Source organism: Pseudoalteromonas sp. Bsw20308 (genome assembly GCF_000310105.2).
Lineage (GTDB): Bacteria > Pseudomonadota > Gammaproteobacteria > Enterobacterales > Alteromonadaceae > Pseudoalteromonas > Pseudoalteromonas fuliginea.
Map to the genome: position 1 here is coordinate 2,985,793 of NZ_CP013138.1, position 26,110 is coordinate 3,011,902.

Annotated in this window: 25 protein-coding genes; 10 read left to right on the forward strand and 15 right to left on the reverse strand. The window is 38.0% G+C overall.

Going from position 1 to position 26,110, the window contains the following annotated elements; genetic code table 11:
- Positions 1-6: 6 nt before the first annotated feature.
- From D172_RS13140 to ilvY, 3 genes are all read right to left on the reverse strand, one after another.
- Positions 7-882: a MipA/OmpV family protein gene (locus D172_RS13140; RefSeq protein ID WP_007378648.1), complete on the reverse strand. Its 876-nt coding sequence runs from the start codon at positions 880-882 to the stop codon at positions 7-9.
- 133 nt (positions 883-1,015) lie between these two features.
- Entirely contained in the window at positions 1,016-2,002 is a 987-nt protein-coding gene (locus D172_RS13145) for a GGDEF domain-containing protein (protein WP_007378647.1), read from the reverse strand.
- A gap of 180 nt (positions 2,003-2,182) precedes the next feature.
- A complete protein-coding gene (gene ilvY, locus D172_RS13150; protein ID WP_007378646.1) occupies positions 2,183-3,088 on the reverse strand; it encodes an HTH-type transcriptional activator IlvY in 906 nt (301 codons plus the stop codon).
- 138 nt (positions 3,089-3,226) lie between these two features.
- Here ilvY and ilvC point away from each other — a divergent pair, with 138 nt between their 5' ends.
- Both ilvC and D172_RS13160 read left to right on the forward strand, forming a co-directional pair.
- Positions 3,227-4,699: a ketol-acid reductoisomerase gene (gene ilvC / locus D172_RS13155; RefSeq protein ID WP_007378645.1), complete on the forward strand. Its 1,473-nt coding sequence runs from the start codon at positions 3,227-3,229 to the stop codon at positions 4,697-4,699.
- A 179-nt stretch (positions 4,700-4,878) separates the two neighbouring features.
- Positions 4,879-6,798, forward strand: coding sequence for a methyl-accepting chemotaxis protein (locus D172_RS13160; protein ID WP_033023841.1), 1,920 nt, complete (start codon positions 4,879-4,881; stop codon positions 6,796-6,798).
- Between the two features lie 111 nt (positions 6,799-6,909).
- Here D172_RS13160 and D172_RS13165 read toward each other — a convergent pair whose 3' ends face one another.
- Positions 6,910-7,248 carry a GIY-YIG nuclease family protein gene (locus D172_RS13165; RefSeq protein ID WP_193371851.1) on the reverse strand — a complete coding sequence of 113 codons (339 nt, stop codon included), beginning with the start codon at positions 7,246-7,248 and terminating at the stop codon, positions 6,910-6,912.
- A 106-nt stretch (positions 7,249-7,354) separates the two neighbouring features.
- Here D172_RS13165 and D172_RS13170 point away from each other — a divergent pair, with 106 nt between their 5' ends.
- The gene (locus tag D172_RS13170; RefSeq protein WP_007378642.1) at positions 7,355-7,714 is read left to right on the forward strand and encodes an outer membrane protein assembly factor BamE; all 360 of its coding nucleotides are present in this window, start codon (positions 7,355-7,357) and stop codon (positions 7,712-7,714) included.
- A gap of 59 nt (positions 7,715-7,773) precedes the next feature.
- On the opposite strand, the gene D172_RS13175 is transcribed toward D172_RS13170, so the two are convergent.
- Together D172_RS13175 and D172_RS13180 are read right to left on the reverse strand one after the other, a co-directional pair.
- A complete protein-coding gene (locus tag D172_RS13175; RefSeq protein WP_007378641.1) occupies positions 7,774-8,097 on the reverse strand; it encodes an RnfH family protein in 324 nt (107 codons plus the stop codon).
- Entirely contained in the window at positions 8,094-8,534 is a 441-nt protein-coding gene (locus D172_RS13180; protein ID WP_007378640.1) for a type II toxin-antitoxin system RatA family toxin, read from the reverse strand. The genes D172_RS13175 and D172_RS13180 overlap by 4 nt, the downstream gene beginning before the upstream one ends.
- A gap of 146 nt (positions 8,535-8,680) precedes the next feature.
- Here D172_RS13180 and smpB point away from each other — a divergent pair, with 146 nt between their 5' ends.
- Both smpB and D172_RS13190 read left to right on the forward strand, forming a co-directional pair.
- Positions 8,681-9,160, forward strand: a complete 480-nt coding sequence (gene smpB / locus D172_RS13185) for an SsrA-binding protein SmpB (RefSeq protein ID WP_004335699.1) — start codon at positions 8,681-8,683, stop codon at positions 9,158-9,160.
- Between the two features lie 640 nt (positions 9,161-9,800).
- On the forward strand, positions 9,801-12,392 hold the full coding sequence (locus D172_RS13190; RefSeq protein WP_007378638.1) for a TonB-dependent receptor: 2,592 nt from the start codon (positions 9,801-9,803) through the stop codon (positions 12,390-12,392).
- Between the two features lie 59 nt (positions 12,393-12,451).
- On the opposite strand, the gene D172_RS13195 is transcribed toward D172_RS13190, so the two are convergent.
- Complete coding sequence (locus D172_RS13195; protein ID WP_007378637.1) at positions 12,452-13,057, reverse strand: peroxiredoxin; 606 nt, start codon at positions 13,055-13,057, stop codon at positions 12,452-12,454.
- Positions 13,058-13,419: 362 nt separating this feature from the next.
- The gene (gene fadR, locus D172_RS13205; RefSeq protein WP_007378635.1) at positions 13,420-14,133 is read right to left on the reverse strand and encodes a fatty acid metabolism transcriptional regulator FadR; all 714 of its coding nucleotides are present in this window, start codon (positions 14,131-14,133) and stop codon (positions 13,420-13,422) included.
- A 304-nt stretch (positions 14,134-14,437) separates the two neighbouring features.
- Here fadR and nhaB point away from each other — a divergent pair, with 304 nt between their 5' ends.
- The 3 genes from nhaB (at position 14,438) to D172_RS13220 (ending at position 16,949) form a co-directional block, all read left to right on the forward strand.
- Positions 14,438-16,018: a sodium/proton antiporter NhaB gene (nhaB, locus tag D172_RS13210; RefSeq protein WP_007378634.1), complete on the forward strand. Its 1,581-nt coding sequence runs from the start codon at positions 14,438-14,440 to the stop codon at positions 16,016-16,018.
- 104 nt (positions 16,019-16,122) lie between these two features.
- The gene (gene dsbB / locus D172_RS13215; RefSeq protein WP_007378633.1) at positions 16,123-16,641 is read left to right on the forward strand and encodes a disulfide bond formation protein DsbB; all 519 of its coding nucleotides are present in this window, start codon (positions 16,123-16,125) and stop codon (positions 16,639-16,641) included.
- A gap of 5 nt (positions 16,642-16,646) precedes the next feature.
- Positions 16,647-16,949: a DUF6170 family protein gene (locus D172_RS13220; protein WP_007378632.1), complete on the forward strand. Its 303-nt coding sequence runs from the start codon at positions 16,647-16,649 to the stop codon at positions 16,947-16,949.
- Between the two features lie 16 nt (positions 16,950-16,965).
- Here the strand turns inward: D172_RS13220 and D172_RS13225 are convergent, their stop codons facing one another.
- Positions 16,966-17,262 carry a ComEA family DNA-binding protein gene (locus D172_RS13225; protein WP_007378631.1) on the reverse strand — a complete coding sequence of 99 codons (297 nt, stop codon included), beginning with the start codon at positions 17,260-17,262 and terminating at the stop codon, positions 16,966-16,968.
- A 302-nt stretch (positions 17,263-17,564) separates the two neighbouring features.
- Here D172_RS13225 and D172_RS13230 point away from each other — a divergent pair, with 302 nt between their 5' ends.
- Positions 17,565-17,882 carry a YebG family protein gene (locus D172_RS13230; protein WP_007378630.1) on the forward strand — a complete coding sequence of 106 codons (318 nt, stop codon included), beginning with the start codon at positions 17,565-17,567 and terminating at the stop codon, positions 17,880-17,882.
- 84 nt (positions 17,883-17,966) lie between these two features.
- On the opposite strand, the gene putP is transcribed toward D172_RS13230, so the two are convergent.
- Positions 17,967-19,487, reverse strand: a complete 1,521-nt coding sequence (gene putP / locus D172_RS13235) for a sodium/proline symporter PutP (RefSeq protein WP_058230557.1) — start codon at positions 19,485-19,487, stop codon at positions 17,967-17,969.
- 343 nt (positions 19,488-19,830) lie between these two features.
- On the opposite strand from putP, the gene D172_RS13240 reads away from it, so the two are divergent.
- Positions 19,831-21,057: an EAL and HDOD domain-containing protein gene (locus D172_RS13240; RefSeq protein ID WP_007378628.1), complete on the forward strand. Its 1,227-nt coding sequence runs from the start codon at positions 19,831-19,833 to the stop codon at positions 21,055-21,057.
- A gap of 59 nt (positions 21,058-21,116) precedes the next feature.
- On the opposite strand, the gene D172_RS13245 is transcribed toward D172_RS13240, so the two are convergent.
- Genes D172_RS13245 through D172_RS13265 form a run of 5 tightly spaced genes read right to left on the reverse strand, consistent with a single transcriptional unit; the run spans position 21,117 to position 26,109 of the window.
- A complete protein-coding gene (locus D172_RS13245) occupies positions 21,117-21,848 on the reverse strand; it encodes an MlaA family lipoprotein (protein WP_007377921.1) in 732 nt (243 codons plus the stop codon).
- A gap of 9 nt (positions 21,849-21,857) precedes the next feature.
- Positions 21,858-23,111, reverse strand: a complete 1,254-nt coding sequence (gene ccmI / locus D172_RS13250) for a c-type cytochrome biogenesis protein CcmI (RefSeq protein ID WP_007377922.1) — start codon at positions 23,109-23,111, stop codon at positions 21,858-21,860.
- Entirely contained in the window at positions 23,112-23,573 is a 462-nt protein-coding gene (locus D172_RS13255) for a cytochrome c-type biogenesis protein (protein ID WP_007377923.1), read from the reverse strand.
- Entirely contained in the window at positions 23,573-24,142 is a 570-nt protein-coding gene (locus D172_RS13260; protein WP_007377924.1) for a redoxin family protein, read from the reverse strand. Before D172_RS13260 ends, D172_RS13255 begins: the two co-directional genes overlap by 1 nt.
- On the reverse strand, positions 24,139-26,109 hold the full coding sequence (locus D172_RS13265; protein ID WP_007377925.1) for a heme lyase CcmF/NrfE family subunit: 1,971 nt from the start codon (positions 26,107-26,109) through the stop codon (positions 24,139-24,141). The genes D172_RS13260 and D172_RS13265 overlap by 4 nt, the downstream gene beginning before the upstream one ends.
- Position 26,110: the final 1 nt, after the last annotated feature.

The following is a 26,110-nucleotide window of genomic DNA, read 5'->3' on the forward strand; positions in this document are numbered from 1 at the left end:
TTCATATTAAAAAGTATGATCTAATCCTATAAAGGCAGTCATTGAATAAGCATGTTCAAAGAGCGGACTACCATCCATAGCCGAATAATTGTAATATGCTAAATGAAAACGAAGTGAGTTAACCTTACTCAGCGGCCAACGGGCGTCGATTTTAGCATAAGGCTGCCAACTACTGCCAACATCAATTTTACCTAATTGAGTTTCGTCGGTTTTTAGTCCATAGAAGTAGTCATTTAGTTCAGCCGATTTATAATTTATTCCCAGCGTCGGTTTTATTTTTAACTTTCCAACTTCAGCATGATATTGCCACTGCAATGCACCACGCAATCCGTTATAAACACTGGTAACATCATGAAGTGCTTGAATAGAAAATACGTTAGCATCATCTACATAGTGATATGCAATGCCCGCATCGAGGGCAATATGGCGTTTTTCTATGTCATTTATACTGATATTTTTGGGAGATGAAGTACTTTGTTGCTGCACTAACTGACTGTTTAACGCACTCGTTTGCAGAGTAAAAATATTAGTAGGATGCCAATCAATAAAAAAACGAGACTCTGCATTTAATTCACTAACAAGGTTTAAATTATGTTTTTGACTTTGTATAAAAGAATAACCAAGCCTTCCATTATCGAAAAACCAGTGCTGGCCATAAAAAGCCACCTGCGGAATCAACACAAGGGGAATGTTGTCCCCACCTCGTAATGGGTTTGTAACAACTCCAGCACCAGCGCTTAGACTAAAATGCCACTGCTCTATAGCTATATGTTGCTCTTCAAACTCTTGTGTTACATTTTTAGCTTGCTGTCCATTGGCAGCAAAGCATGCAACTAAAGTGATCAGCAAAAAAGCTGTTAATATTGAAAAGTTAAACCGCATCAGTATAAGTCAAAGTGTGTGAAAATTATTAAGTGCCCCATAGTAGCAAGGTCGTTTTAAACTAGCTCTAGCTAGTTACAATCATTCACAATTTTTATACATATCAATTAACTTATGTGCATTATTTGAACAATTAAACATCTGGCGCTATCTCTATTCGATTACGACCATGAGTTTTTGCTATGTAAAGCGCTCTATTAGCGCGTTCAACTAACACAGTGCCATTAGTAAATGGTCGTAGAATAGCCAAACCAAAACTCGCAGAAATAGCACGTTTAGTATTAGTATCACCTTTTTTACGAACAGCCAATTTTGCAATATCCAAACGAATACAATCTGCAAATGCCATCATATCGTTGATAGTGTCAAAATAAGCTGTAATACAAAATTCTTCACCGCCATAACGATAAACTTTTGCAGTCTCTTTAATTTTTTCTTTCACTTTTTTTGCTACTAACTTTAATACTTCGTCACCTTTTTGATGGCCAAAGTCATCATTAAAACGCTTAAAATGATCAATATCAAACATAATGAGAACCGCAAGTGATGTGTGTTGATTTTGCTCAGAATACTTTTTACAAAAATCCGTAATATCTAAATCAAACTTACCTCGGTTATAAAAACCAGTAAGAGGGTCTGTATCAGCAACTTTTTTTGAAACATTGAGTGCTTCTTTTAAGTCTTTTATTTCATTATAAGCAAATGCAAGTTTAGTTTGAAACTCACGTGCATGATTTTGCATTGCAATCGATTCATCGGTTAAACGTTCAACGCACCCAAGCACTTGATTATACGAGCTAATATCTGTAATCAAATTTAACTCATTCTGGGAGTCAACCAAGGTTGTAGTAAAACTTTTTGAATGCTCAAGCGCAATGCCTAAATCTTGTTGCACTTGATCGATTGTGCTATAAAATTTTTCGGATACGTCTTGAAATAACGCTAAATCGTCTTTATTTAAATGCTTATCAAATATTGCCTTCGCTCTATCTTGAGTGCATGTTTGTTGCTGAGCAATGACATGATCAAGCTCTGCATTTAAAGAGGGTTTATTACCTTGTATATAACAATACCAAATAGCGTAATTGATTGGCGTAACCGGCATGCGGTACTTTACCATCATAGGAATCGCCTTTTTTAGGCATTGAGCAGAATGAGCAAGTGATACGGCACGATCCATAGTAAAATAAACTCTCAAGCGTCATTATTTTTATTGTTAGGTTTTTGATGTTAATTAATAGTAAACCTATAAGCAACTAATATTCATACTATTTTATGAACTAAATGAATATTTGATCCTTTAAATAGCACTTGCGTCTAAAGTTTGTGCAATACTCCATAAAGCGCTAATAGCAGGATCATTTAACTCTTTACGAAGGACAGCTAGACCAATCTCAAAACCTTCTGGAGTAGCCCTCTTTGTATCCAATACTTGTACCTTATCCTGCAGTGGACTGTTATCTAGCACTATTTTAGGGACCATTGCGACACCTAAACCCAGACTCACCATTGACACCATAGCTTCATGTCCAGCGACTTGCGCATAAATCTTTCCATGAACATTATTTTTACGCCACCACTGCTCAAGTCGCTGCCTTGAAAAACCTTGCTCCGGAACAATAAATTCAAGTTCAGACCAATCAATATTATCACCGCTCTTTATTAACTTTTCAGTGATCTGACAATGAATTCTAGGTGCAATTAAAACAAGTGGTGAATAGCCTATTTTTACAAATGCTATTTGTGTAGGAAGCTTATTTGGCTTGGCTGCAATTGCCATCGACTCGTGACCATCGAGTACCCTATTAATAGCTAAAGCTGGATCACCGGTATTTAAAGTTATTTCGATATGCTGATGCTGTGCACGTAATTGCTCTAATATTTGATGTAAAAAACTATAAGAAGCTGTCACTGAGCAATAAATACTAACATTGCCATAAATATGCTGTTGTGGATCTTTCACATTCGCTTTAAAACGTTGCCAACTGGCTAACGTTGCCGTAGCGTAATCAATAAACGACTCTCCTTCACGTGTTAATTTAACACTGCGGTTATCGCGTATAAATAATGCAACACCAACCTCTTCTTCCAAGTGTTTTATATTGCGGCTCAAAGTAGGCGCACTTATATGGCAAAGTTCGCTTGCGCGGCCAAAATGAAGTGTTTTAGCCAGTGCTAAAAAGTAGTTTAAATGTTTATGATCCATATTAAATCCTGCATTTCACATTATGAAACACTTTAATTCAAATATATCATTTTACGCAAGTGACTATTTTACATATGGTGTTTGTAAGCGCAGTAAACATTGCGCATCTAACAAATATTACTTTATAGGACACTAACAATGGCGAATTATTTCAATACCTTACCTTTACGCGAGCAATTAGCGCAATTAGCGCAATGTGAATTTATGGACGCAGGCGAGTTTGCCAATGGCGTTGATGCACTTAAAGGTAAAAAACTCGTTATTGTAGGCTGTGGCGCACAAGGTTTAAACCAAGGCTTAAACTTACGTGACTCTGGTTTAGATGTTTCATACACATTACGTGCATCAGCCATTTCTGAGCGCCGTCAATCTTTCCTTAATGCATCTGAAAATGGCTTTACTGTAGGCACTTACGAAGAATTAATTCCTACAGCCGACGTAGTACTTAACTTAACGCCAGATAAACAACATAGCGCTGTAGTAAGTGCGATTATGCCGCTTATGAAAAAAGACTCTACACTTGCTTACTCTCATGGCTTTAATATTGTTGAAGAAGGCATGCAAGTGCGTGAAGACATTACCGTAATCATGGTTGCGCCTAAGTGTCCTGGTTCTGAAGTCCGTGAAGAATACAAACGTGGTTTTGGTGTACCAACTCTAATTGCAGTTCACCCAGAAAATGACCCTCAAGGTCTTGGTTTAGCACAAGCTAAAGCGTATGCAGCGGGTACTGGCGGACATCGCGCAGGTGTACTTAAATCATCATTTATCGCCGAAGTTAAATCTGATCTAATGGGCGAGCAAACCATTTTATGTGGCATGTTACAAACTGGCTCTATTTTATGTTTTGATAAAATGATAGAAAAAGGCATTGATGCTGGTTACGCATCAAAACTAATTCAATACGGTTGGGAAGTAATTACCGAAGCACTTAAGTACGGCGGCGTTACTAACATGCTTGACCGCCTTTCAAACCCTGCAAAAGTAAAAGCGTTTGAACTAAGTGAAGAGCTAAAACTAATTATGCGCCCGCTTTATAATAAGCACCAAGATGACATCATCGACGGTACTTTCTCACGCACCATGATGGAAGACTGGAATAACGATGACGTAAACTTACTTAAATGGCGCGCAGAAACAGCTGAAACTAACTTTGAAAAAACTCCAGCTGGCGATGTAGAGATTTCTGAACAAGAATTTTTTGATAACGGTATTTTAATGGTAGCAATGGTTAAAGCAGGTGTTGAACTTGCATTTGAAACCATGACTGCCGCAGGTATTATTGAAGAGTCGGCTTACTACGAGTCATTACACGAAACGCCATTAATTGCTAATACTATTGCGCGTAAAAAGCTTTTTGAAATGAACCGTACTATCTCTGATACTGCAGAATACGGCTGTTATTTATATAACCATGCATGTTTACCATTACTTGCTGATTTTATGAAAAACGTTGATACAGACATTATTGGTAAAGGCCTTGGCGAGCACAGTAACCAAGTTGATAACCAAACATTAATTCAAATCAATGCGGCACTGCGTGAACACCCTGTTGAAAAAGTAGGTGCTAAACTACGTGGCTACATGTCTGCAATGAAGAAAATTGTTTAATTCTAGACAATAAAAGTTTCGCTTGTTAGAAACCAAGCCCATATGCTTTTAGCACGTGGGCTTTTTTATGCATATTCACAACACTGCTTACTTTCATTTGTTCAGCTTAAGCTAATAATTAGCCCATAATAAATAATGTGCTAACATGGCTTTCTAATTAAGTTGTAAAATAAATTATTATGATGTTACAAAACCTTTCTATTACTCAAAAAATAACAGCCCTTGGCAGTAGTATTGCTATCTTTGTTGCCGCACTAATAGGCCTAACCTCGTTATACAGTTCAGAAGATATTATTGAACAACGTATGATTGAGTCTGAACTTCCAAGTAAGCTGCAAACTATCAGTAACCATATTGGTGGTGAAATAAACGCACTCATTGGTGCTGCTGAACAATTATCGTCAAATGAATTCATTTTACAATGGTCGCAAACTAATACTAAAAATGATGCTGTCTTACTTAAAGAATTAAACCGTTTAGTTACGCAGTACAATTTAGCAACCGCGTCTTGGGCAAATAGAGACACAGCTCAATATTGGAACCAAAATGGCTTTTTGCGCGTATTAAAAAATGATACTGCTGATGGCTGGTTTTTTGCATTTAAACAATCGAAAAAACCATACTCAATAAGTATTTACCAAGAGTCTGCAAATGATGTAAAAATGTTTATAAATCATCAACAGCCTAATGGAACAGGCTTAGCTGGCCTTGCTAAAAGTATTACTGAGATGCAAAAGCTATTGCAGCAATTTAAAATTGAACAAACTGGTTTTGTATTTATTGCAGATAAAAGTGGTTTAATTCAGCTGCATAAAGATTCAAGTAAAGTAGCAAAAGTTAATATTGATGAATTATTTACAGCTGACATACACAACCAGCTATTAAGCAGTTATGGCTTTGTATTAAAAGAAATAAACTTAAATGGTGAACCAACCCTCGTGGCGGCAACACCAATCAAAAACACCGATTTATATGTTGTCGCCCAAGTGCCAAAAAGTGAAGTATTCGCAAGCGTAAATACCCTGCAATGGCAAATTTTTACTTTTACATTAATCATTGCATTAGTTGCTAGCCTAATTAGTTACTTACTTGCTCGATCGCTCTCATCACCTTTATCTAAAATGGCAGAACTATTTTCACGCTTGGGTTCTGGTGATGCTAATCTTGCTTATAGATTACCGGAATCAAGCCAACCAGAGCTTAATAACTTAAGTGCTGGTTTTAATCAGTTTATCGAAAAAATAGAAATTGCTATTCAGCAAGTCGCGAATGAAAGCCATGACATAAGAAAAAGTTCAGATCATGTTTTTGAACAAGCTAAACGCAATTCACTCGCTATCGATAGTCAAAAAGAACAAACGATCTCGGTTGCTGCTGCAATAAACCAAATGGGTGCAACAGTACAGGAAATAGCACAAAGTGCGGCAAACACAGCAAAACTCACTGATAGCAGCCGTGAAAAAACTATACAAAGCCATCAGCAAGTTGTTCAAAGTCAGACAACTATTTCTGCTCTTGCGAGTGATATAGATGGCATTACAGAGCAAGTTACCCTGTTGTCCAAAAAAACAATTGATATTGCTAACATTATTGATGCAATCAGAAGCATTTCTGAACAAACTAATTTATTGGCATTGAACGCAGCTATTGAATCGGCTCGAGCTGGAGAGCATGGTCGCGGGTTTGCTGTTGTTGCCGACGAAGTGCGCGCACTAGCAAACCGTACTTCTCAGTCAACAAATGAAATTCAGTCAATGATAGAAGAGCTAACACAGATTTCTGATGATGTAGTTAACGATATTAGCCAATCAAAAGATAAAGCGCAGCAAAGCGTAGGGGCAATGCAAAACTCAGTAGAGTTACTCAATACGATAACCGAAACTGCAAACCAAATAAACGATATGGCCACACTTATAGCCACAGCAACAGAGCAGCAAAGCAATGTAGTTGCCGATGTAGGACGTAACATTGAGCAAATAAGTGAAATTAGTGATAAAGCAATGAGTGAGCAAATTAATACAGAGCAAGCCATTCGTGATTTAGCAAATAGCGCTCAAACTCTTGATGAGCTTGTCGATACATTTGAAAAGCATCGTTAAGTGGTTTGGCACTGCTATTACGAACAAGCTAGTATTAACTGCAGTTAATGCTAGCTTGTTCGTAGAGGTGAAGTTTTAATTACGATGAATAAAATTAATTAAAGTTTATATTTACAGCGATTTAGTCTTATTAATATCCACTTTTTTAAAATTGAGAACATATGCCTCTTTTCTAACTTTTGTCAGTTTTTTAATCTGATGCTCCAACTTACTCGCATCACTTTTACTGCCCACTTTTTGTTGGTGGATAAGCAGTAAAGGGCCTTTCCCTCTGAGGTTTTTGGCCCCTTTACCCACTTGATGTGTAGCAAAGCGTTTTTCTACATTTGTTGTAATACCCGTGTACCAATGCCCAAAGCGAGTCTGCACGATGTACAAATACCAAATAGAATCCCTTTTTACATTACAAGATTCAATATGATGTAAACTTTTTTCATTATTAATGGTCAAAATATTACCTTAACGCCCTTAACAAAAAACAATTGCTAAAAGGGTTTTACCTTCAGTGACTAATCGGTATCATGCAGATTATAAAAAATAAGGATCACAACTAACAATGCAGTCGTTAAAAACTTTTTCCCTTTGGCTTATCGTTGCACTAACACTCAGTACAACAGCGGGTTGTTCTAGCTGGGTATACAGAATCAACATCCCTCAAGGTAATTTTTTAGAGCAATCTGATGTTGAAAAGCTTCGTGTTAGTATGACTCGAGAGCAAGTTATTTACGTTTTAGGCCGTCCAATTGCCGAGGATGCTTTTGATAACAATACATGGCGTTACGTTTATAGCTTCAATAAAGGCCGTAAAAACGAGCAACACAAATCTTTAGTTATTAAATTTGAAAACGAAAAACTAGTCTCTATTTCGGGCGATTATGATCAGCCAGGAAATTTTAACACACCGCTAGAGCAATAAAAAAGCGAGTTGTGCGTTAATAAAAAAGGTGAGCCGTGCTCACCTTTTTTATTTCTACGTTAACGTTCTAATGGACGCCCACCCGTTACTTTGTTTGCTCGCCCTTCTTCCTTTGCTTTTTCAGCGCGTTTTCTACGGGCATCTTTAGGATCTGCAATTAATGGGCGATAAATTTCAACTCTATCACCATTTTTAAGTTCTTGATTTAATTTTACCGTTCGATTCCAAACGCCTAGAGTTAATGAAGTAGCCTCTATTTCTGGACATTTTTCTATAATGCCAGATTGGATAACAGCTTGCTCTGCTGTCGTCCCCTCTGGTACTTCAAGTGATAAACACGTCGCCATGGTTGGTAATGCAAATACCACCTCAACATTAATCATACTCGCGCTCCATAAACCTGCTTGGCACGTTGAGTAAATGCACTCACCATGTTTTTGGCAACATCGTTAAATATTTTACCAAAAGCAAGTTCGATTAATTTGCTTGAAAACTCAAACTCTAGCTCTAAATAAACTTTACATGCTTTAGCATCAAGTGCTTGAAAGTGCCAACGACCCTGCAGCATTTTAAATGGCCCATCCACTAGGCGCAGTAACACGGTTTGTTCATCAACAAAGGTGTTTTCGGTGGTAAACCACTTTTTTATACCCGCCTTAGATATTTCTAAACTCGCGGTCATGTTATTATCATGCTGTGAAACAATTTTTGAGTCTGAGCAATTTGGTAAAAACTGTGAATAAGCTTCTACATCATTAACTAGATCAAACATCTCTTTAGTGCTGTACATAACAAGCGCACTTTTTTCTATTTGTGGCATACTCACTCCCAACTGTGTGGGCGAATTTTAGCAAGCTTTGTGCGTTTCCCCAAATTTTCATACAGCTTAAATAAAAGCTTAATTTTTAAAAGCATTATTAAAAAATCGATGTAAAACATCTCACATTACGTATATTATAGGGCACTATGGCTAAGAAAAATTCATCAAAATCGACAAGTAATACCATCGCGCTAAACAAAAAAGCGCGACATGAGTATTTTTTACACGATAAGTTTGAAGCGGGTGTCGAACTCCAAGGCTGGGAAGTTAAAAGTATCCGAGCTGGAAAAGTAAACATCACCGAAACTTATATTCACCTTAAAAATGGCGAAGCATTTTTACTTGGCGCGCAAATCCAGCCACTTAATAGTGCATCAACCCACGTAATTTGCGATCCGTTACGTTATCGTAAATTACTATTAAGCAGACGCGAACTTGACCGTCTACTCGGAGCAACAGAGCGAGATGGTTATTCATTAATTGCTACTGCTATGTACTGGAAGAAATGTTGGGTAAAACTTGAATTTCATCTAGCAAAAGGTAAAAAGCTACATGACAAACGAGACGACGGGAAAAACAAAGATTGGTCTCGCGAAAAAGAACGCTTAATGAAGCACAAAGTATAATAAAAATGCCTAACCTTGTTAGGCATTTTATTTGATATGGATAACCTCCCCGTAGTAAACAGATCTCAAGAAGCTATTTAAAATGTTAACTCTGTTGAGCTTAATAGCAATAAAGTTGCGAGCGTCACGTAAATTCGCTTTGATAAATCTAGGCAAAAATTTTTATATTTAGTTGTTCTAAATAAAGAATTTTAACAACGTCATAGAGTTATTTAATTCGTTAAATTGTTCAAATATTTATGCCGGTTAGTATTGTCACGGCGCAAAGTTTATAACCTCGTAGACTCAAAAAGCCGAGCAACATAAGCTCTACCTTAGCTAAAAACCAAACGTTTGGTGAAAATTCAACCTAAAAAGATAAGCAGCCCTAATTTCCCAAGAAATAAATTATTACAAATTAGTTTTATCTTCATTACTTACTTTTTCAGCCTAATTTAACAAGACAAGAAATATCAAATACAGCGCCTATTCACGCCCAGTTTGGCCTCAAGCAAAAATATATAAAAATTAATATATAAAAACTCTTTAAAATTCATAATCAAACCCTAAAAAACACGATTGACAACCTTTAAGTTACATGTTATTAATCAATTCGTTTGTTAAGCAAATAATTTTACAATAAATAAACAAGGGTTTAAGGATGAAACAATCAACAGTATTTACACCTAGCATTATTGTGAGTGCAACACTCGCATTATCGGCAGGTTTTACAACAACAACTTACGCAGCAGAAGAAGCTAAAAAAGTAGAGCGAATTCAAGTTACTGGTTCTCGTATTAAGCGAACTGATATTGAAGGGCCTTCTCCGGTGCAATCAATCGGTAGAGCTGAAATCGAAAACATGGGTTACGATAACTTACAACAGCTTCTAGAAAGAATGCCTGTGGCAGGTAGCGGTACTTTTTCAACCCGTGGAAATAATCAAGACTCAACCGCTAACGGCTCAGCTGCAGTAAGCTTACGAGGCTTAGGTGCTGATGCAACACTGGTACTAATCAATGGTCGTCGTGTATCAATTAGTGCTTTTGCGGAAGGTATCACCAACTCATTTGTAGATATTAACAGTATTCCCGTTTCTGCTATTGAGCGCATCGATATACTAAAAGATGGCGCTTCAGCTATTTATGGCTCAGATGCAGTAGCCGGTGTAGTTAACGTTATTTTAAAGAAAGATATTGACGGCGTTGAGATTAATTTAGGCTATGGCGGTACAGATGGTCCAAATTATGAAGAGACAACAGCCAGCCTTGTTTGGGGTACTACAAGCGAAAAAAGTAGTGCATCCGTTATTATCGATTACTTTAAAAATACATCCCTTTCTTCTGATGAAATGGGCCGCCTAGGCACTGCAAACCAATCGCCTTATGGTGGTGAGGATTTCCGTTCATCTCGTGGTTTTCCTGGCTACTTTTATGTAGATGGTGTTAAAACTATCGATCCTGATTGTCCTGCTGAAAATGCAACTTCAAGTGGTAGCTGTTTATTTGATTACGGCCCATATGGCTATATTTCCCCAGCCTCTGAACGTATAGGCGCTATTTCACAATTTGAATACCGCTTTGATAACGGTATTACAGGCTTTTTAGAAATGGCTGTTCAGCATAATAGCTCTGTCGCTGCAGGAGCACCAACACCACTTGATGAAGATGCTGGCCTGACAGTGCCTGCTAGTCACCCTAACAATCCATTTGGTGAAGACATTCAAATTGGTCGTTACCGTACAGTTGATGCAGGTGCTCGCCAATGGGATATTGAGTCAGATACCTTACGCTTTGTTGCTGGGTTAAAAGGCGAAATAAACGATTGGAGCTGGGAAACAGCAGTACAAAAAGGTCGCAGTAAATCACTGCAAACTGGCGATCGCACACAAGGCTGGGTACGCACCGATTTTTTACAGCAAGAAATTGATGCCGGTAACTATAATCCATTTGGTGGCACATATAACGACCCTACTGTAGTTGACAGAATAACAACCAGCTTAGTACGTCGCGGTGAATCTCATATGACGTCTTTTGATGCCAATATAACTGGTGAAGCATTTAGTTTTGGTGGCGAAGCAGTAATGATGGCCGCGGGTATTGAATACCGTGAAGAAGATGTAAATGATATTCCTGATGATCAATTTCAACGCGGTTTGATATTTGGTACTGAATCAGTATCCGCTTCAGCAGATCGTGATCAATACGCTGCATACGTTGAATTCTCAATCCCGCTTGCTGAAAACCTTGAATTGCAATTAGCTGGTCGTTACGACGATTACAGCGACTTTGGTACTACAACGAATCCAAAAGTAGCTCTGCGCTGGGCACCGACTGATGAAGTAACCGTTCGAGGTTCATGGGCGCAAGGCTTTAGAGCGCCTTCATTAGCGCAAATAGGCTTAGGTCCGTCACAAAAGAGTCAATTTTTTGTTGATACGCAGCGCTGTGAACAAACTGGGTTAGATTGCCAAGCGCTGGATTACAATATTGAGTTCTCTGGTAACCCTGATTTACAAGCAGAAGAGTCAGAATCATGGAACGTGGGCGTTATATGGGCACCAACAGCCGAGTTTGGCTTAAGTGTTGATGTATGGAGTATTACCCAAGATAACAAAATAGATGAAGAAGAGTTTGGCCCTATTTACGCTGCAGAATGTGGCAGTCAAAGTAGTACCGTGTGTGTTCGTTTGGCCCCAACGGGTGGTGCAAGCTTGGGCACAATACAAAAAATACACAGCACCTTCAAAAATTTATCATCGCAAGAAGTGTCTGGTGTTGATGTTTCAGCAAACTATAATCACTCTCTTGATGACTTAGGTTTACTTAAATTTAATCTAGAGTGGGCATATCAAGATAAATTTGAAAAAGATGGCCGTGATTACACGGGTGAATATGGTTACCCAGAGCACCGCTTTATTTTCTCAACTAACTGGGAAATTGGCGATTTTAATACTAACGTAAATATCAGTTATGTGGGTGAATTTGAAGATACACCTGATATCGACTTTGATGGTAATTTAGATTTTGATAGTAATACATCGCGTATGATAGATTCACAAACGCTTGTGGATTTACAAACATCGTACCGTATTACTGAATCAGCTAAAATATCTTTAGGTGTTAATAACTTATTTGATGAAGAGCCACCATTTGCTATTGGTGATGGCGATGGCGATTTATATGGTTATGCGTCAGGTGTGCACAACCCTCGTGGCCGTTACCTGTATACTAAAGTAAGCTTCTCCTTCTAAGTAAAAGACACAAAAAAAACCGCCAATTGGCGGTTTTTTATTTAAAACTAAGGGCTAAATTATAGCTCGCCTTCGTTTTCAGATAAGAACTTTGCAACGCCTTCAGGGCTTGCGTCCATACCTTTTTTACCTTCAGTCCAACCAGCAGGACATACTTCACCGTGTTCAGTATGGAACGCTAGTGCGTCAACCATACGAAGCATTTCATCGATGTTACGACCTAGTGGTAAATCGTTCACTACTTGGTGACGTACATTGCCTTCTTCGTCGATTAAGAATGACCCACGAAACGCAACACCCGCTTCAGGATGCTCAACGTCGTATGCTTTACAAATTTCGTGTTTAACATCTGCAACTAGTGCGTATTGAACTTTACCAATACCGCCATCTGCTACAGCAGTGTTACGCCATGCGTTATGTGAGAATTGTGAATCGATAGAAACACCAATAACTTCTACGCCACGCTTTTGGAACTCTTCAAAACGCTTATCAAATGCAATAAGTTCTGAAGGACACACAAACGTGAAATCTAGTGGGTAAAAGAAGATAACTGCTTTTTTACCTTTGATTGTTTCATGAAGGTTATAGCTATCTACAATTTCACCGTTACCAAGAACAGCTGCAGCGGTAAAGTCTGGTGCCTGGCGGCCTACTAATACACCCATTTTATTCTCCAAATATTTTGAGTTTGTTTTCAATTGCTTTCGCAATGCTGGTACTTATATGGGCGCTAAAAATTAAAAACCAATAGCGCATACATATAATTAATTGGCATTCTAAATTTTTTAGTTTAAAAAGAACAATCGTATTTAGCGATGTGAGCAATCGAAAATAACGAACACTTACAACTTGCACTAATCTGCTTGAATAATAGATCTATTTTGAGGTGTAAATTGCGTTGTAATTAGATAGTATTTTTAGCGTTACTGAAGAAGGGTTAATACATTAAATTGTTTAAAAAAACATATAATGTGGTATGAATTTTTACAGATAAAAAAACCTGCAAATGCAGGTTTTTCGTTTAGATTTAATCCATTATATCCGAAGGCATATCACCTCGAATATTCTGCCAAATTTCACCCGTTTGATGACCATACTTACGCATCATAGAAATAGCGCCATCATGCTCTTTATTTTCAGCCAGTATAGTTAAATCTTTATAAAACTGACGAGCAAGCTCTCGTGTTCCTGCATCTGAAAAGTAATGACAACCAATCTTTGAATAAAACCCTCTAAAACCGTTAAGAATTAATACATAAATACGGTTATTACCAGCAACTGCTAATTCGTGATGAACTTTATAATCGTAATCAGCAAATGCCTGTGCAGTATCTTCTAATTCATGGCTTTGTGATAAAATTTCAATAACGCGCTCTGGATTCAACTTAATAGCGGCACGCGTATAAATAGCACTAATATTCGTTCTTGCCGATAAAAGCTGATCTGTCAGCTCAGGCATTTTATCTTCATCAAGGCGTGCTAACGTTTCAAGAATATTTAAACCAGACGTTTCCCAAAAATTATTAACTCGTGTCGGTTTACCGTGCTGGATAGTCAACCAACCATCGCGAGCTAAACGCTGTAGTACTTCTCGTAAAGTTGTTCTTGTGACACCAATTAACTCTGAGAGCTCTCGCTCGGCAGGTAGAATTGAACCTGGAGGGAAATCGCCATTCCAAATAGACTCAACTATATATTCTTCAGCAAATCCTGCTGGGCTTTTCGCTTTAAAAATTCTCATTCAATTCCCACTCGAAGTAATCTACAACTTATCGTCTTACACGAATAACTGACTGATTGTACCAGAGGAAGCACAACTAACAAGTAAAGTAAGGCATATTAGTTCAACCAAATGAGTAGAAATTTAATATTTATAAATAATTAAATTTTGATTTTTCTATTTTAGCTACAGTGTATATAAATATAGGCCACATTCACATTAGGTACATTGTTATCACTCGCATATTTTTGTTTACACAAAGCTTTAGCTGAATTAACTTAACGGGCACTAGCTATACATATAAGTACAATAAAAAGGAACACCTATGCAGCAGAGTGTTTTAACTGCAACATTTAAGAATTTTTTAGGTAATGCGCCACAATGGTATAAATATACGATCATTACGTTTCTAATTATTAACCCTATCCTTTTTCAACTAAATCAATACGTGGCAGGCTGGGCGTTAGTATTAGAATTTATATTCACCTTGGCAATGGCACTTAAATGCTATCCACTGCAGCCTGGTGGCTTACTTGTCATTGAAGCCTTATTTATAGGAATGACGACTGCAGGACAAGTTGAACATGAAATAGCACAAAACTTAGATGTAATTTTGCTGTTGATTTTTATGGTCGCCGGCATTTACTTCATGAAAGATTTATTACTCTACATTTTCACGAAACTAGTCGTGTCAGTCAGAAGTAAATCTATTTTATCTTTAGCGTTTACTCTTGCAGCTGCTTTTTTATCTGCATTTTTAGATGCATTAACAGTTATGGCAGTAGTCATTGCCGTTGCAATGGGATTTTACAGTATTTATCACAAAGTCGCGTCAGGAAAAGACTCCAACAGCGAACATGATATAAATGATGATAATCAAGTAAAAGAAGTTAATCGCCAAGAACTCGAAGAGTTTCGTGCTTTTTTACGTAACCTATTAATGCATGCATCTATTGGCACTGCACTCGGTGGTGTTTGTACTATGGTTGGTGAGCCTCAAAATTTAATTATTGCTGAACGAGCGAGTTGGCAGTTTGGTGAGTTTTTCTTAAGAATGCTGCCTATCACCTTGCCTGTATTTTTTGCTGGTTTATTAACTACTTTTGTTCTGGAAAAAACAAAAGCCTTTGGGTATGGCGCTAAATTACCTAAAAAAATTCACACTATCTTAAAAAATCACGCTGAAGGGCTTGATAGTAAACGAACTAAACGCGATAAAGTTAACTTAACTATCCAAGCGTTCATTGCGGTATGGCTTATTGTCGGTTTAGCAATGCATTTAGCCGCTGTTGGGTTAATAGGTTTATCAGTGATTATATTGGCAACTGCCTCTGCCGGTATTATTGAAGAACATCAACTAGGAAAAGCATTTGAGGAAGCTCTGCCATTTACAGCGCTTTTATGTGTGTTTTTTGCCGTTGTTGCCGTTATTATAGACCAACACCTATTCACACCTGTTATTGCTTGGGTACTTACATTTGAAGGGCAATTACAATTAGTCATGTTCTTTATCGCCAATGGGTTACTCTCCATGGTAAGCGATAATGTATTTGTTGGTACTGTGTATATAAACGAAGTTGCAGCGGCACTGAAAGCTGGGGAAATTACCCGTGATCAATTCGACCTTTTAGCTGTTGCTATTAATACAGGTACCAATTTACCAAGTGTTGCGACTCCAAACGGTCAAGCTGCATTTTTATTTTTGCTTACATCAACACTTGCCCCAGTACTGCGTTTGTCCTATGGGAGAATGGTTTACATGGCATTACCATATACAATCGTGTTAACTACTATAGGGCTTACCTTTACTTACATAGGTTTAAGCGATATGACCGAACTAATGTATCAATGGGGCTGGATAGATCATCATGTAGCGACCATAGGGGCTGCATCAAGTAGTCACTAATCTCATCTTAAAAAAAGCTACTTCGGTAGCTTTTCTTTCCTTTTTGTTGCTGCGTACTTTATCCTACGCCATAATATATCGTCTTATTTAAGCGTGGAATTTTTATGAACTGGCTTGCACAATTACCGACTCAACGTACCCCGTGGATTTTATTCACCGTTATTGTTTTTTTACTTGAAGTAACCGCCCTTTTCTTTCAATACAAAATGGGGTTAGCACCTTGCATAATGTGTATTTATCAACGTACCGCAGTACTAGGGTTACTTAGCGCTGGTATTATTGGCTCAATTAAACCGCAAAACAAAGTAGTCAGAATAGCGGCTTACTTAACTTGGGGCGTATCAAGTGTCTGGGGATACCTGATTGCTCAAGAACATATAGATATGCAAACCACCACAGACCCTTTTGCTTTTAGCTGTGAATTTGAACCTAATTTCCCATCATTTTTACCATTGCATGAGTGGATCCCTAGCTTTTTTCAGGCAACTGGTGATTGTGGAAATATAGACTGGCAATTTTTGGGTATGAGTATGCCCGCTTGGATGGAAATCATATTTGGACTATTTGCTAGTGTATTTTTTATAGTGATTAGTAGTCGTTTACTTTTTAAAAGATCGGTTTAATTAGTATGTTTACTTTTTTTTCGAGTCAAATTATAGAATTAAAACATTTAAAAGTACGTGAAAGGCAAGCCGTTGTAGCCCTATCGCTAGGTCTGATCTCACCTACTGAACGCGTGTTATTACGTATAATAAAGCTTATATTATTAAGCCCACTGTTTTTAATATTTACCCTATTTGAAGGCTGGGTAGTTATTCCATTTTTAATGCTTGGTGTACTTTGTTATCCATTATTAACTACGCCTATCGAAATTAATTTTGCCAAAAAAAATCTTAGTAAAGCATTAAAAGAATATGATCAGGGCGCTTAGAAGCGCCCTAACCCACTTATAATGTTATTTTATCTTTTAGCTTAGTTATTAACTTTTTTCCTACACCTTTCACTTTCGCTAAATCGTTTACTTCAGTAAACTCTCCATTTGCTTCCCTATAATCAACTATTGCTTGTGCTTTTTTCTTCCCTATTCCTGGTAGCTTAGCGAGCATACTCGCATCAGCATCATTAATACTTACAACATCATATTTAGGCATTTCTTTGACCACATCAACTACCTGTGAAAACGCTGCAGTAGTCGGGAGCAAACATAATATACTTATGAATAAGAGTTTTTGTAAAAGACGCATTTATTTTCCTTATTGTACTTTCGAATTATTAAATTTTGCTCAGGAAATAGTAAAATAAAAATAGCTCATTATATAAAATCACCTAAACACATGATCACTATTATCCGAAATCCTAAAATGCAGCTGGTACAACAAGTGATTTATTAAATAAAGTAAAGTTACAGTTTTTTGTCAAATCTTAAATAAACTAAAAATTAATATCAGATACTTGCAAATTACACCACAAACCATTACTGTACATAAAAACAGTAATCTAATGGTTTTCATAAACCACATTGCCACGCAAGCTTGCAGGAGAAATCATGGCTGTTGTTGTTAAATATGTTGTAGAACGAAACGGAGTCGAGCGCATGACGTTTACTACTAAAAAAGAAGCTGATGCTTATGACAAAATGCTCGATATTGCTGAGTCGCTTGAGCTAATGTTAGAAAAGGTAGATGTGCCATTAAGCGAGCAACAAATAGAGTCACTTGCTTTAGAAATAGCAAAGAGTAAAGAAGACTTTATGACTATATTAAAAGGTGGCAAAGACCCAGTTGTCACCAAAGCCCCAGCAAAAACTAAAAAGTCAGATAACGCTTCCGCTGTCCAAGATAACGATGAGAAAAAAGTAAGCTAAACCGTTTACTAATATATAAATAAAAAAGGGAGCAACTAAGTTGCTCCCTTTTTTATTGCTTAATTCGAACTTGAATTCAGCTAATTACAGTTCTTTTTCCACTTCATCAAATAAGTCAGTGATTTCCTTTTTAGGCGCTTTAGTACCCAAACTAACCACAACGATTGCAATACTCGATAATATAAAGCCTGGGACAATACCGTAAATTAGTGTACTAATATGTTCGCCATTGACTTTAATTGGCGCATAAAACCAAACTAGAACGGTTACAGCCCCAACTATCATACCGGCTAACGCACCTTCAAAGTTCATGCGTTTCCAATAAAGGCTGATCAGCACTAATGGACCAAAAGCAGCTCCAAATCCAGCCCAAGCATTACTCACTAAATCTAATATAGAACTGTCTTTATCGTACGCTAAGTAAATAGCAAACATAGCAACAAGTGCAACAAGTGCAACACTAATACGACCAACCAAAACTAATTCTGTTTGTGAAGCACTGCGATTTAGATAAATTTTATAAAAATCTTCAGTTAGTGAGCTTGAACAAACCAATAACTGTGATGAAATAGTACTCATGATTGCAGCCAAAATAGCAGCAAGCAAAAAACCAGCTATCAATGGATGAAATACAAGTTCTGATAAAACTAAGAAGATAGTTTCTTTATCGCCAATCAACATTTGATTTTCGATCATATATGCAGCACCAAATAAACCCGTTAAAACTGCACCTATTGCAGATAACGTCATCCACGACATACCAATACGTCGCATAGCCGGCATATCTTTAACCGAACGCACAGACATAAAACGAACAATTATATGCGGCTGACCGAAATAGCCAAGCCCCCATGCTAATGCTGAAATAATTGCAACAACTGAGCCACCGGCAAACCAGTTAAGCATGTCTAATGGTACCTTTTCGTCTGGTTTAGGTGCACTAAGTAGTAGATCATAAGTTGCTGTTGAAAGTGTATCAACCACAGAGTTATCCAGCATGCTGTAAGTTACAATAGGGACAATTAACAAGGATAAAAACATAATACACCCTTGCACAAAGTCAGTTAAACTTACTGCTAAAAAGCCACCAAACAGAGTGTATATAACCACAACGCCTGTTGTTACATACAAGCCCATTTCGTAACTCATATCAAATGAATTTTCAAATAGCTTACCACCTGCAACTACACCTGATGATGTATAAAGCGTAAAGAAAAGAATAATTATGATTGCAGAAATAACACGAAGGATATTTTTATTATCTGCAAAACGATTTGCAAAGTAATCAGGAATTGTAACCGAATCGTTTGCTTTCTCTGTATAAACACGTAGACGAGGAGCAACTAAAAAGTAATTTGCCCAAGCGCCAGCTACCAAGCCTATTGCAATCCAAGCTTTACTTAAACCAAATAAATACATCGCACCAGGCAGACCCATAAGAAGCCAACCACTCATGTCTGATGCACCAGCTGAAAGAGCTGCAACACTTGGTGATAAGTTTCGCCCACCTAACATGTAACCAGAGACATCGCTTGTAGATTGTTTATATGCATATAGTCCGATACCTAGCATTACAACAAAATATAACGCCAGTGAAATAATCATTCCTGTTTCCAAATTAGCCTCCGCACATTTAATAATACCAAGCTTTTAATCCGAATATTGACTCTTAAAATTTTATAATAAAGACAGCATTGAGGTAAAAGCATTCCAGCCGACTATATCATGCCTAATATGGAAATCTCCAACTTGTTACCTTTTCCTAGTTTAAAAATATTCATGCTGCACACTTTTAGAACAACACTATGTAAACTCACAAAATAAAACAGATAAACCCTCTTATTTTTAATGATAATTTATTAATCATGCAAATATACGTAATGCTATTTTGAATGTTTTCCAATATATTATTACAATACCTGCTGACTTTACTCATACGGAATTGTTTATGTACTTTTATGCCGCACGCCAACCGATTTTAAATCGTGAAAAAGAACTCATTGGTTATGAGCTTTTATTTCGCGATGGCGTCGATAATGTGTTTCCCGATATAGATGGTGACGAAGCGACAACACGTTTAATAGAAGGCAGTCAATTCAACTTTGGTTTAGAAGATTTAACTGATAATAAGCCCGCTTATATAAACTTTACGTTGGATACGTTATCAAAAGGTTATCCAACACTACTGGGTAAAGATACAATTGTGGTTGAAATACTTGAAACAGTTCAACCCGGAAAGCGCTTATTAGCAATTGTTAAAGACCTAAAAGATAAAGGGTATACTATTGCACTTGACGATTACATTCATCAGCCTGTGTGGCGTCACTTTTATCCATTTATAGACATCATTAAAATTGATTTTTTAACATGTGATACAAGTATAATAAAAAACGTTATTAACGATATAAAACAGCATTCTCATATTAAATTACTTGCCGAAAAAGTTGAAACGTATGAAATGTATAGCTTGGCATTAGAGCTCGGTTTTGATTACTTTCAGGGATTCTTCTTTTCAAAACCCGAGATGGTGCAAAGTAAAGCATTGCCACCATCAGAGATGGCATTAGCTGAATTACTGTATGAAACCTCAAGTATTGAAATGGATCTTAAAAAAATCACTAATGTATTTGAGCGTGATGTAAATCTATCTTATAAGCTTCTTAGGTATTCAAATTCTGCTGCCTTTGCAAGGCGTGCTGAAATCAGCACAATTAAGCAGGCACTTATTGTGCTTGGCGCTAGCGAAATTAAAAAACTCTTATCATTGCTTTTTGCTGCGCAAGTATCTGCAGATAAGCCCGTTGAATTAATCAAATTATCCTTAACCCGAGCACGTTTTGGTGAATTACTCGCTATTTCTCATGGCCAATTTAAAGATACTGGCATGGCTTTTTTAACCGGTATGATGTCTCTAATGGATGCTATTTTAGATGAGAGCATGGAAAGTGTAATGCAAAAATTACCTTTATCTAACGAAATAAAAGCTGCATTACTCGATAACGAAGGTTTATTGGCAAAATACCTAAACCTAGTTAAGTATTATGAGCAAGCAAACTGGTCAGCGGCCAACGACATAACTACAGAACTAAACCTTGGTGAAAAAGTACCTGATGCCTACCATGAAGCGCTAGCTTGGGTCGATGAGCAAATGCATTTAATGATCCACGAAGAATAACAATACCGGCAAACAAAAACGCCAGCATTTAGCTGGCGTTTTTGTTTGCTGGTATTGAGTTATAAGCTTTCTAAAAAGTCTTCATCAAAATCAGCGGGCTCTTCTTTGATTGGCGGATTACCGTCGTATAGTTCATAAATTTGACGCTGGAAATAAATATCTTTCACAAACAAGTATGGATCAAGTGAATCATTTAATAGCCCCTCTTGAGGGATTAATGAGGCGCGCGCTTCCACTGCCTTTAAAACAAACACTAGAATAGTTTGTGGAGTCGTTAATGCTACCTCAGGTAGTACAAAGTTATCGACGACATCACCCGTTAAGTTACGCACTGTTTTTGGCCCCATAGCAGGCAGCATTAAATAAGCGCCATCGCCCACCCCCCACACACCCAAGGTCTGTCCAAAGTCTTCATCTACAACTTCAAGGCCTAATGAGCTGGCAACATCAAACAAACCAAATATGCCAACAGTAGAATTAACTAAAAAACGCGCAAGGCTAACACTTGCATTACCCGGCTTACCTTGCAGGCCGGCATTTATCATATCTACAGGAGCCGTTATATTGTCGGTAAAATGGACAACGCTCTGGCGTACAGGTACAGGTGTAACTGTCATGTAACCAACTGCTGCGGGGCGCAACAAGTATGCATCTAGTACATCCATATTAAAGTCATATAATGGACGATTAATACTTTGCAGAGGATCTCTCTCATCTACTTTACTTTGTGGTACTTGAGCACAACCGGCCAGTACCAATAAACATAAAAAAGTAAAACTATGCTTTAACATCTAACGTCCTTAAGGTATTAATGTATCAATTTGAAGTTGGTAGTCACTTACACTTTCACGCTTTAACGACTGTGAATGACCTTCTAGCTCACCAGAACTTGGCATAACCGAGTCATCTATAGAAATACGCGCCGAAATAATAATATTTTCGGCACTCGATAAGTTAAGCCCTGCAACCATTGCACTACTATCACTCAACTCAACTGTAATTGGAAATGAATATTTAGCGAGTTTAACAGCAGCTAATGGCATAGGTGAGCCAGTTGCAGCTTTTGCAAATATAAATAAAATACCGTTTTTTGGTTGTTTATCAATAAGCTCTTTTGCAATGTCGACAGTAACTGCAATAGCACCCGTTGTAGTAGTAACTGGCATAACTGAGCCTTCCGTTTGCATTTGCTGCTCTATATCAGCAATACGCTCAGAGATCATGCTATAACGAGAATCATTTTTTCCCATGCTTGCCAATAAAACTTCAAATGCAGTTTTAGCTTGCGGCCAATCTTTGCGCTCATACGCTATAAGCGCGAGTAACGAAATAGCATCTAAATTGGTAGGCTCGACTTTTAGTACTTTTGAGAGCATACCTGCCGCACGGGTCATATTAGCTTCGCTGCCTTCTAGTAATAAAACTTGGCTGTAACTAATAAGTACCTGCATATTATCAGGATTCATACGTAGTGCTTTATCAAATGACTGCTGCGCCATGTCAAATTCATTAAGCGACATAGCAACTCGTCCAAGTAGCATCCAAGCGACTTCATCATCACCCGAACGGCTAAGCTTAGTACGAAGCGCCAATGCAAAAGCCTGCAGCTCATTTTGACTAAGCGGCTCACCTTTTTGCATTACAGCACGCTCACCGTAATCCGCTAAATTATCCATTGCATCATGCCAAGCCGAAATTTGCTGCTGACTACCTGTAAAGCTATAAAAAATCCCCGTTAGTGCAAGAACAAATGCACCGCCTGTTAAAGCAAAAATACGATTATTACCTTTGCTATTAAGTGACTTTTCTGGCGATAATTCGTTCAATAAACGACGTTTTAATTCAACAATTGATTCTGTGTGATTGATGCTATCAATGCGTTGATTATCTAAATCGGTTTGTAAATCAACTAAACGCTGCTCATAAATACTAATTAGCTCCGCATTGGCATTATGAGTAATTGTTTTAACGTGCTCTTTTTTTAAAAAAGGCAACATCACAAACGCAAGAGCAACCAGTGTGAGTAAAGCAAAACACGCCCACATTAAAATCATTTAACTTTGCTCCTGACGTTTATTTTGTTCAATTAGCTTAGCTAGCAGCATTTCGTCGTCACTGCTCCAGGTTTGTTTTACTGATGCTTTTCGCTGGCGAATAACAATAAAACCAAAGCCGACTATGACAATTAATACAGGTAATACCCAAAGTACTAAAGTCGCGGGTGTAACTGGTGGGTCGTAATGAACAAAATAGCCAAAGCGGTCAATCATGTAATCAATCACTTCGTCTTTGCTCTTACCTTCTTTAACCAATACGAGTACTTTATCGCGTAAGTCTTTAGCAACAACAGCGTCGGAGTCCGCAATATTTTGATTTTGACACTTAGGACAACGCAGCTCTTTAGTTAGCTCTTCAAACAATATTGCTTGTTTGTTGTTATCAAATTGATAGCGGTCTTGCTCAGCAAACGCACTGATGCTTACAAAAATGCTAAGCGTAAGTAGTAACCATTTCATTATTTAAGCTCCTGCATAATTGGCGCAAATTTAGCTCGCCATACTCGCGGGTTTATATCGCCCGTGTGATGCAACAAAATAGTGCCGTTTTTATCGACTAAAAATGTTTCAGGCGCACCCGACACGCCTAAATCCAACGACAAAGTACGATGTAAATCCAAGATATTAAATTGATATGGGTCACCCGCACGTTGCAGCATATCGCTCACTTCTGTGCGAAGTGATTGCATATCAAAAGGGCCATCAAAATCAGCATCGTAACCTTGTACGTAATAAAGCCCAATAATTTTAACACCTTGCTCACGTAACTTAGTTAAATAGCCAAGCTCAACTAAACATGTAGGACACCAAGTGCCCCATACATTTAGTAAGTAAACCTCGCCTTTTAAAGACTCGTTAGTCCATGGCTTATTGTCTTGCATTAAATCAGGTAGATTAAATGCTGGCATTTCTTGACCTAATCGCCCCGTTTGAATTTCACGAGGGTTAGCAAAAAGACCTTGGTATAAAAATACACACACAAAAACAAACACTAAAAGCGGCGCAATAGCTAAAATTTTACGGTTCATAAAACACTCTCCGATGCAGCCCTACGCGCTGTTTTAGCTGATGTGCGGTAGCGTTTATCAAATAAAATCATAAATCCAGCGAGGGAAATAAGCACACCACCAATCCACATCCAACGAACAAACGGTTTGTGATAAATGCGAAGTGACCATGCGCCTTGGCTTAACTGCTCACCTAACGCTAAGTATAAATCACGTGTAAAGCCTGCATCTATTGCCGCCTCGGTCATAAACTGCATACCAATATCATACTTACGTTTTTCGGCGTGTAAGCGTGTTACTAGTTCATTATTTTTAAGCACAGATACAACACCAGCATGACCACTGTAGTTTGGTCCGCGAATAGCTTTAACACCATCAAAGCGGTATTCATATTGATTAAGCTGGACTGTATCGCCTTGTTTCATAGATACATCACGCTCAACTGAATATGCCGATGTAAGCGTTACACCCGCAATAACAAATGCAATACCAATATGCCCAAGCACCATAGCCCAGTAACTTACACCTAAGCGTTTTAAACCTTCTTTTAAGGTGCCATGCACTACGGCTTTAGTGTAAATATCGATCCCGGTTGATATTGCAATCCAAACCGCAAGCGTAGTAGCTAATAGCGTAAGTGGTTTTACTAAGTCGTAACTTGAAAACAACCAAGCGCAGGTAATTACAACACTTGCTAATACGCCCATTAATATTTTGTTTTGTAAGAAAGCCCATTTATTTTGCTTCCAGCGTAAAAATGGTCCTATTCCCATCAAAATAGCAAATGGCACTAAAATTATTGCAAACATTTTATTAAAAAACGGTTCGCCAATAGAAATACTGCCTAGGCCCATCTCTTTATGCACCATAGGTAATAGCGTACCAAGCAATACGATCAATGTAGCAACCACTAAAAATATATTATTGAGCCATAATGCCACTTCGCGTGATACCAGCTTGTATCGTCCTTCACTGTGAACTTGTGACACACGCAGTGCATATAACGCCAAGCCACCGCCTACAACGATGCCTAAGAAGGCAAGTATAAATAAGCCACGATCAGGGTCTGTTGCAAAAGCGTGTACCGATACAATAATACCCGAGCGTACAATAAAGGTTCCCAAAAGGCTTAATGAAAACGCTGCGATAGCTAGTAAAACAGTCCATGATTTAAATACACCGCGTTTTTCAGTCACGCTTAAAGAGTGTAATAATGCAGTTGCAACAAGCCATGGCATAAGCGAGGCGTTTTCAACCGGATCCCAAAACCACCAGCCGCCCCAGCCAAGCTCTGAATATGCCCACCAGCTACCAATTGTGATTCCTAGAGTTAAAAAGCCCCATGCAGTCATTGTCCATGGACGTGACCATTTAGCCCATGTGTTATCAAGCTTACCGGTTAATAACGCAGCAATAGCAAAAGAAAAAGCAACCGATAACCCAACATAACCCATGTACAGTAATGGCGGATGAATAATCATACCCGGATCTTGAAGTAACGGATTTAAATCACGCCCCTCTACCGGAAAATAAGGAAGTAGGCGCTCAAACGGGCTTGAAAGTAGCAAGGTGTACATCATAAAACCGACACCTAAAAAGCCAAGCACACCCAATACGCGAGCACGTAACACCCAAGGGAGTGATTTAGAGCGTGCAGCAACTACTGCAGTCCAACCCGCTTGCATTACAAGCCACAGTAAAATAGCGCCTTCATGGCCGCCCCATGTAGAGGTGATTTTGTAATACCAAGGCAGCGTACTACTTGAATGATATGCTACGTACGATACGGTAAAATCATCCGTTACACTGGCGTAAATAAGTGCTGCAAAAGAGATTAAAACAAAAGCGAATTGCCCAATTGCTAAAGAGGGAGCTGCACGCATTAATCGAAGATTACCGGTATGCGCGCCCCAAAGAGGAAAAATACACAGTAAAACGCTTAATACCATGGCAAGCGTTAAAGAAAAATAACCAATTTCTGGGATCATA

Excerpts from the sequence above, each read along its gene's own strand:
- dsbB (WP_007378633.1), top strand. The coding sequence starts at position 16,123 with ATGAACTGGCTTGCACAATTACCGACTCAACGTACCCCGTGGATTTTA.
- D172_RS13260 (WP_007377924.1), bottom strand. The coding sequence starts at position 24,142 with ATGAACCGTAAAATTTTAGCTATTGCGCCGCTTTTAGTGTTTGTTTTT.
- ilvY (WP_007378646.1), bottom strand. The coding sequence starts at position 3,088 with ATGGATCATAAACATTTAAACTACTTTTTAGCACTGGCTAAAACACTT.
- D172_RS13225 (WP_007378631.1), bottom strand. The coding sequence starts at position 17,262 with ATGCGTCTTTTACAAAAACTCTTATTCATAAGTATATTATGTTTGCTC.
- ilvC (WP_007378645.1), top strand. The coding sequence starts at position 3,227 with ATGGCGAATTATTTCAATACCTTACCTTTACGCGAGCAATTAGCGCAA.
- D172_RS13245 (WP_007377921.1), bottom strand. The coding sequence starts at position 21,848 with ATGTTAAAGCATAGTTTTACTTTTTTATGTTTATTGGTACTGGCCGGT.
- D172_RS13190 (WP_007378638.1), top strand. The coding sequence starts at position 9,801 with ATGAAACAATCAACAGTATTTACACCTAGCATTATTGTGAGTGCAACA.
- D172_RS13230 (WP_007378630.1), top strand. The coding sequence starts at position 17,565 with ATGGCTGTTGTTGTTAAATATGTTGTAGAACGAAACGGAGTCGAGCGC.
- D172_RS13265 (WP_007377925.1), bottom strand. The coding sequence starts at position 26,109 with ATGATCCCAGAAATTGGTTATTTTTCTTTAACGCTTGCCATGGTATTA.
- D172_RS13160 (WP_033023841.1), top strand. The coding sequence starts at position 4,879 with ATGATGTTACAAAACCTTTCTATTACTCAAAAAATAACAGCCCTTGGC.
- D172_RS13170 (WP_007378642.1), top strand. The coding sequence starts at position 7,355 with ATGCAGTCGTTAAAAACTTTTTCCCTTTGGCTTATCGTTGCACTAACA.
- D172_RS13220 (WP_007378632.1), top strand. The coding sequence starts at position 16,647 with ATGTTTACTTTTTTTTCGAGTCAAATTATAGAATTAAAACATTTAAAA.
- D172_RS13145 (WP_007378647.1), bottom strand. The coding sequence starts at position 2,002 with ATGGTAAAGTACCGCATGCCGGTTACGCCAATCAATTACGCTATTTGG.
- smpB (WP_004335699.1), top strand. The coding sequence starts at position 8,681 with ATGGCTAAGAAAAATTCATCAAAATCGACAAGTAATACCATCGCGCTA.
- D172_RS13195 (WP_007378637.1), bottom strand. The coding sequence starts at position 13,057 with ATGGGTGTATTAGTAGGCCGCCAGGCACCAGACTTTACCGCTGCAGCT.
- D172_RS13180 (WP_007378640.1), bottom strand. The coding sequence starts at position 8,534 with ATGCCACAAATAGAAAAAAGTGCGCTTGTTATGTACAGCACTAAAGAG.
- D172_RS13255 (WP_007377923.1), bottom strand. The coding sequence starts at position 23,573 with ATGAAATGGTTACTACTTACGCTTAGCATTTTTGTAAGCATCAGTGCG.
- putP (WP_058230557.1), bottom strand. The coding sequence starts at position 19,487 with ATGATTATTTCACTGGCGTTATATTTTGTTGTAATGCTAGGTATCGGA.
- D172_RS13140 (WP_007378648.1), bottom strand. The coding sequence starts at position 882 with ATGCGGTTTAACTTTTCAATATTAACAGCTTTTTTGCTGATCACTTTA.
- D172_RS13175 (WP_007378641.1), bottom strand. The coding sequence starts at position 8,097 with ATGATTAATGTTGAGGTGGTATTTGCATTACCAACCATGGCGACGTGT.
- fadR (WP_007378635.1), bottom strand. The coding sequence starts at position 14,133 with ATGAGAATTTTTAAAGCGAAAAGCCCAGCAGGATTTGCTGAAGAATAT.
- nhaB (WP_007378634.1), top strand. The coding sequence starts at position 14,438 with ATGCAGCAGAGTGTTTTAACTGCAACATTTAAGAATTTTTTAGGTAAT.
- ccmI (WP_007377922.1), bottom strand. The coding sequence starts at position 23,111 with ATGATTTTAATGTGGGCGTGTTTTGCTTTACTCACACTGGTTGCTCTT.
- D172_RS13240 (WP_007378628.1), top strand. The coding sequence starts at position 19,831 with ATGTACTTTTATGCCGCACGCCAACCGATTTTAAATCGTGAAAAAGAA.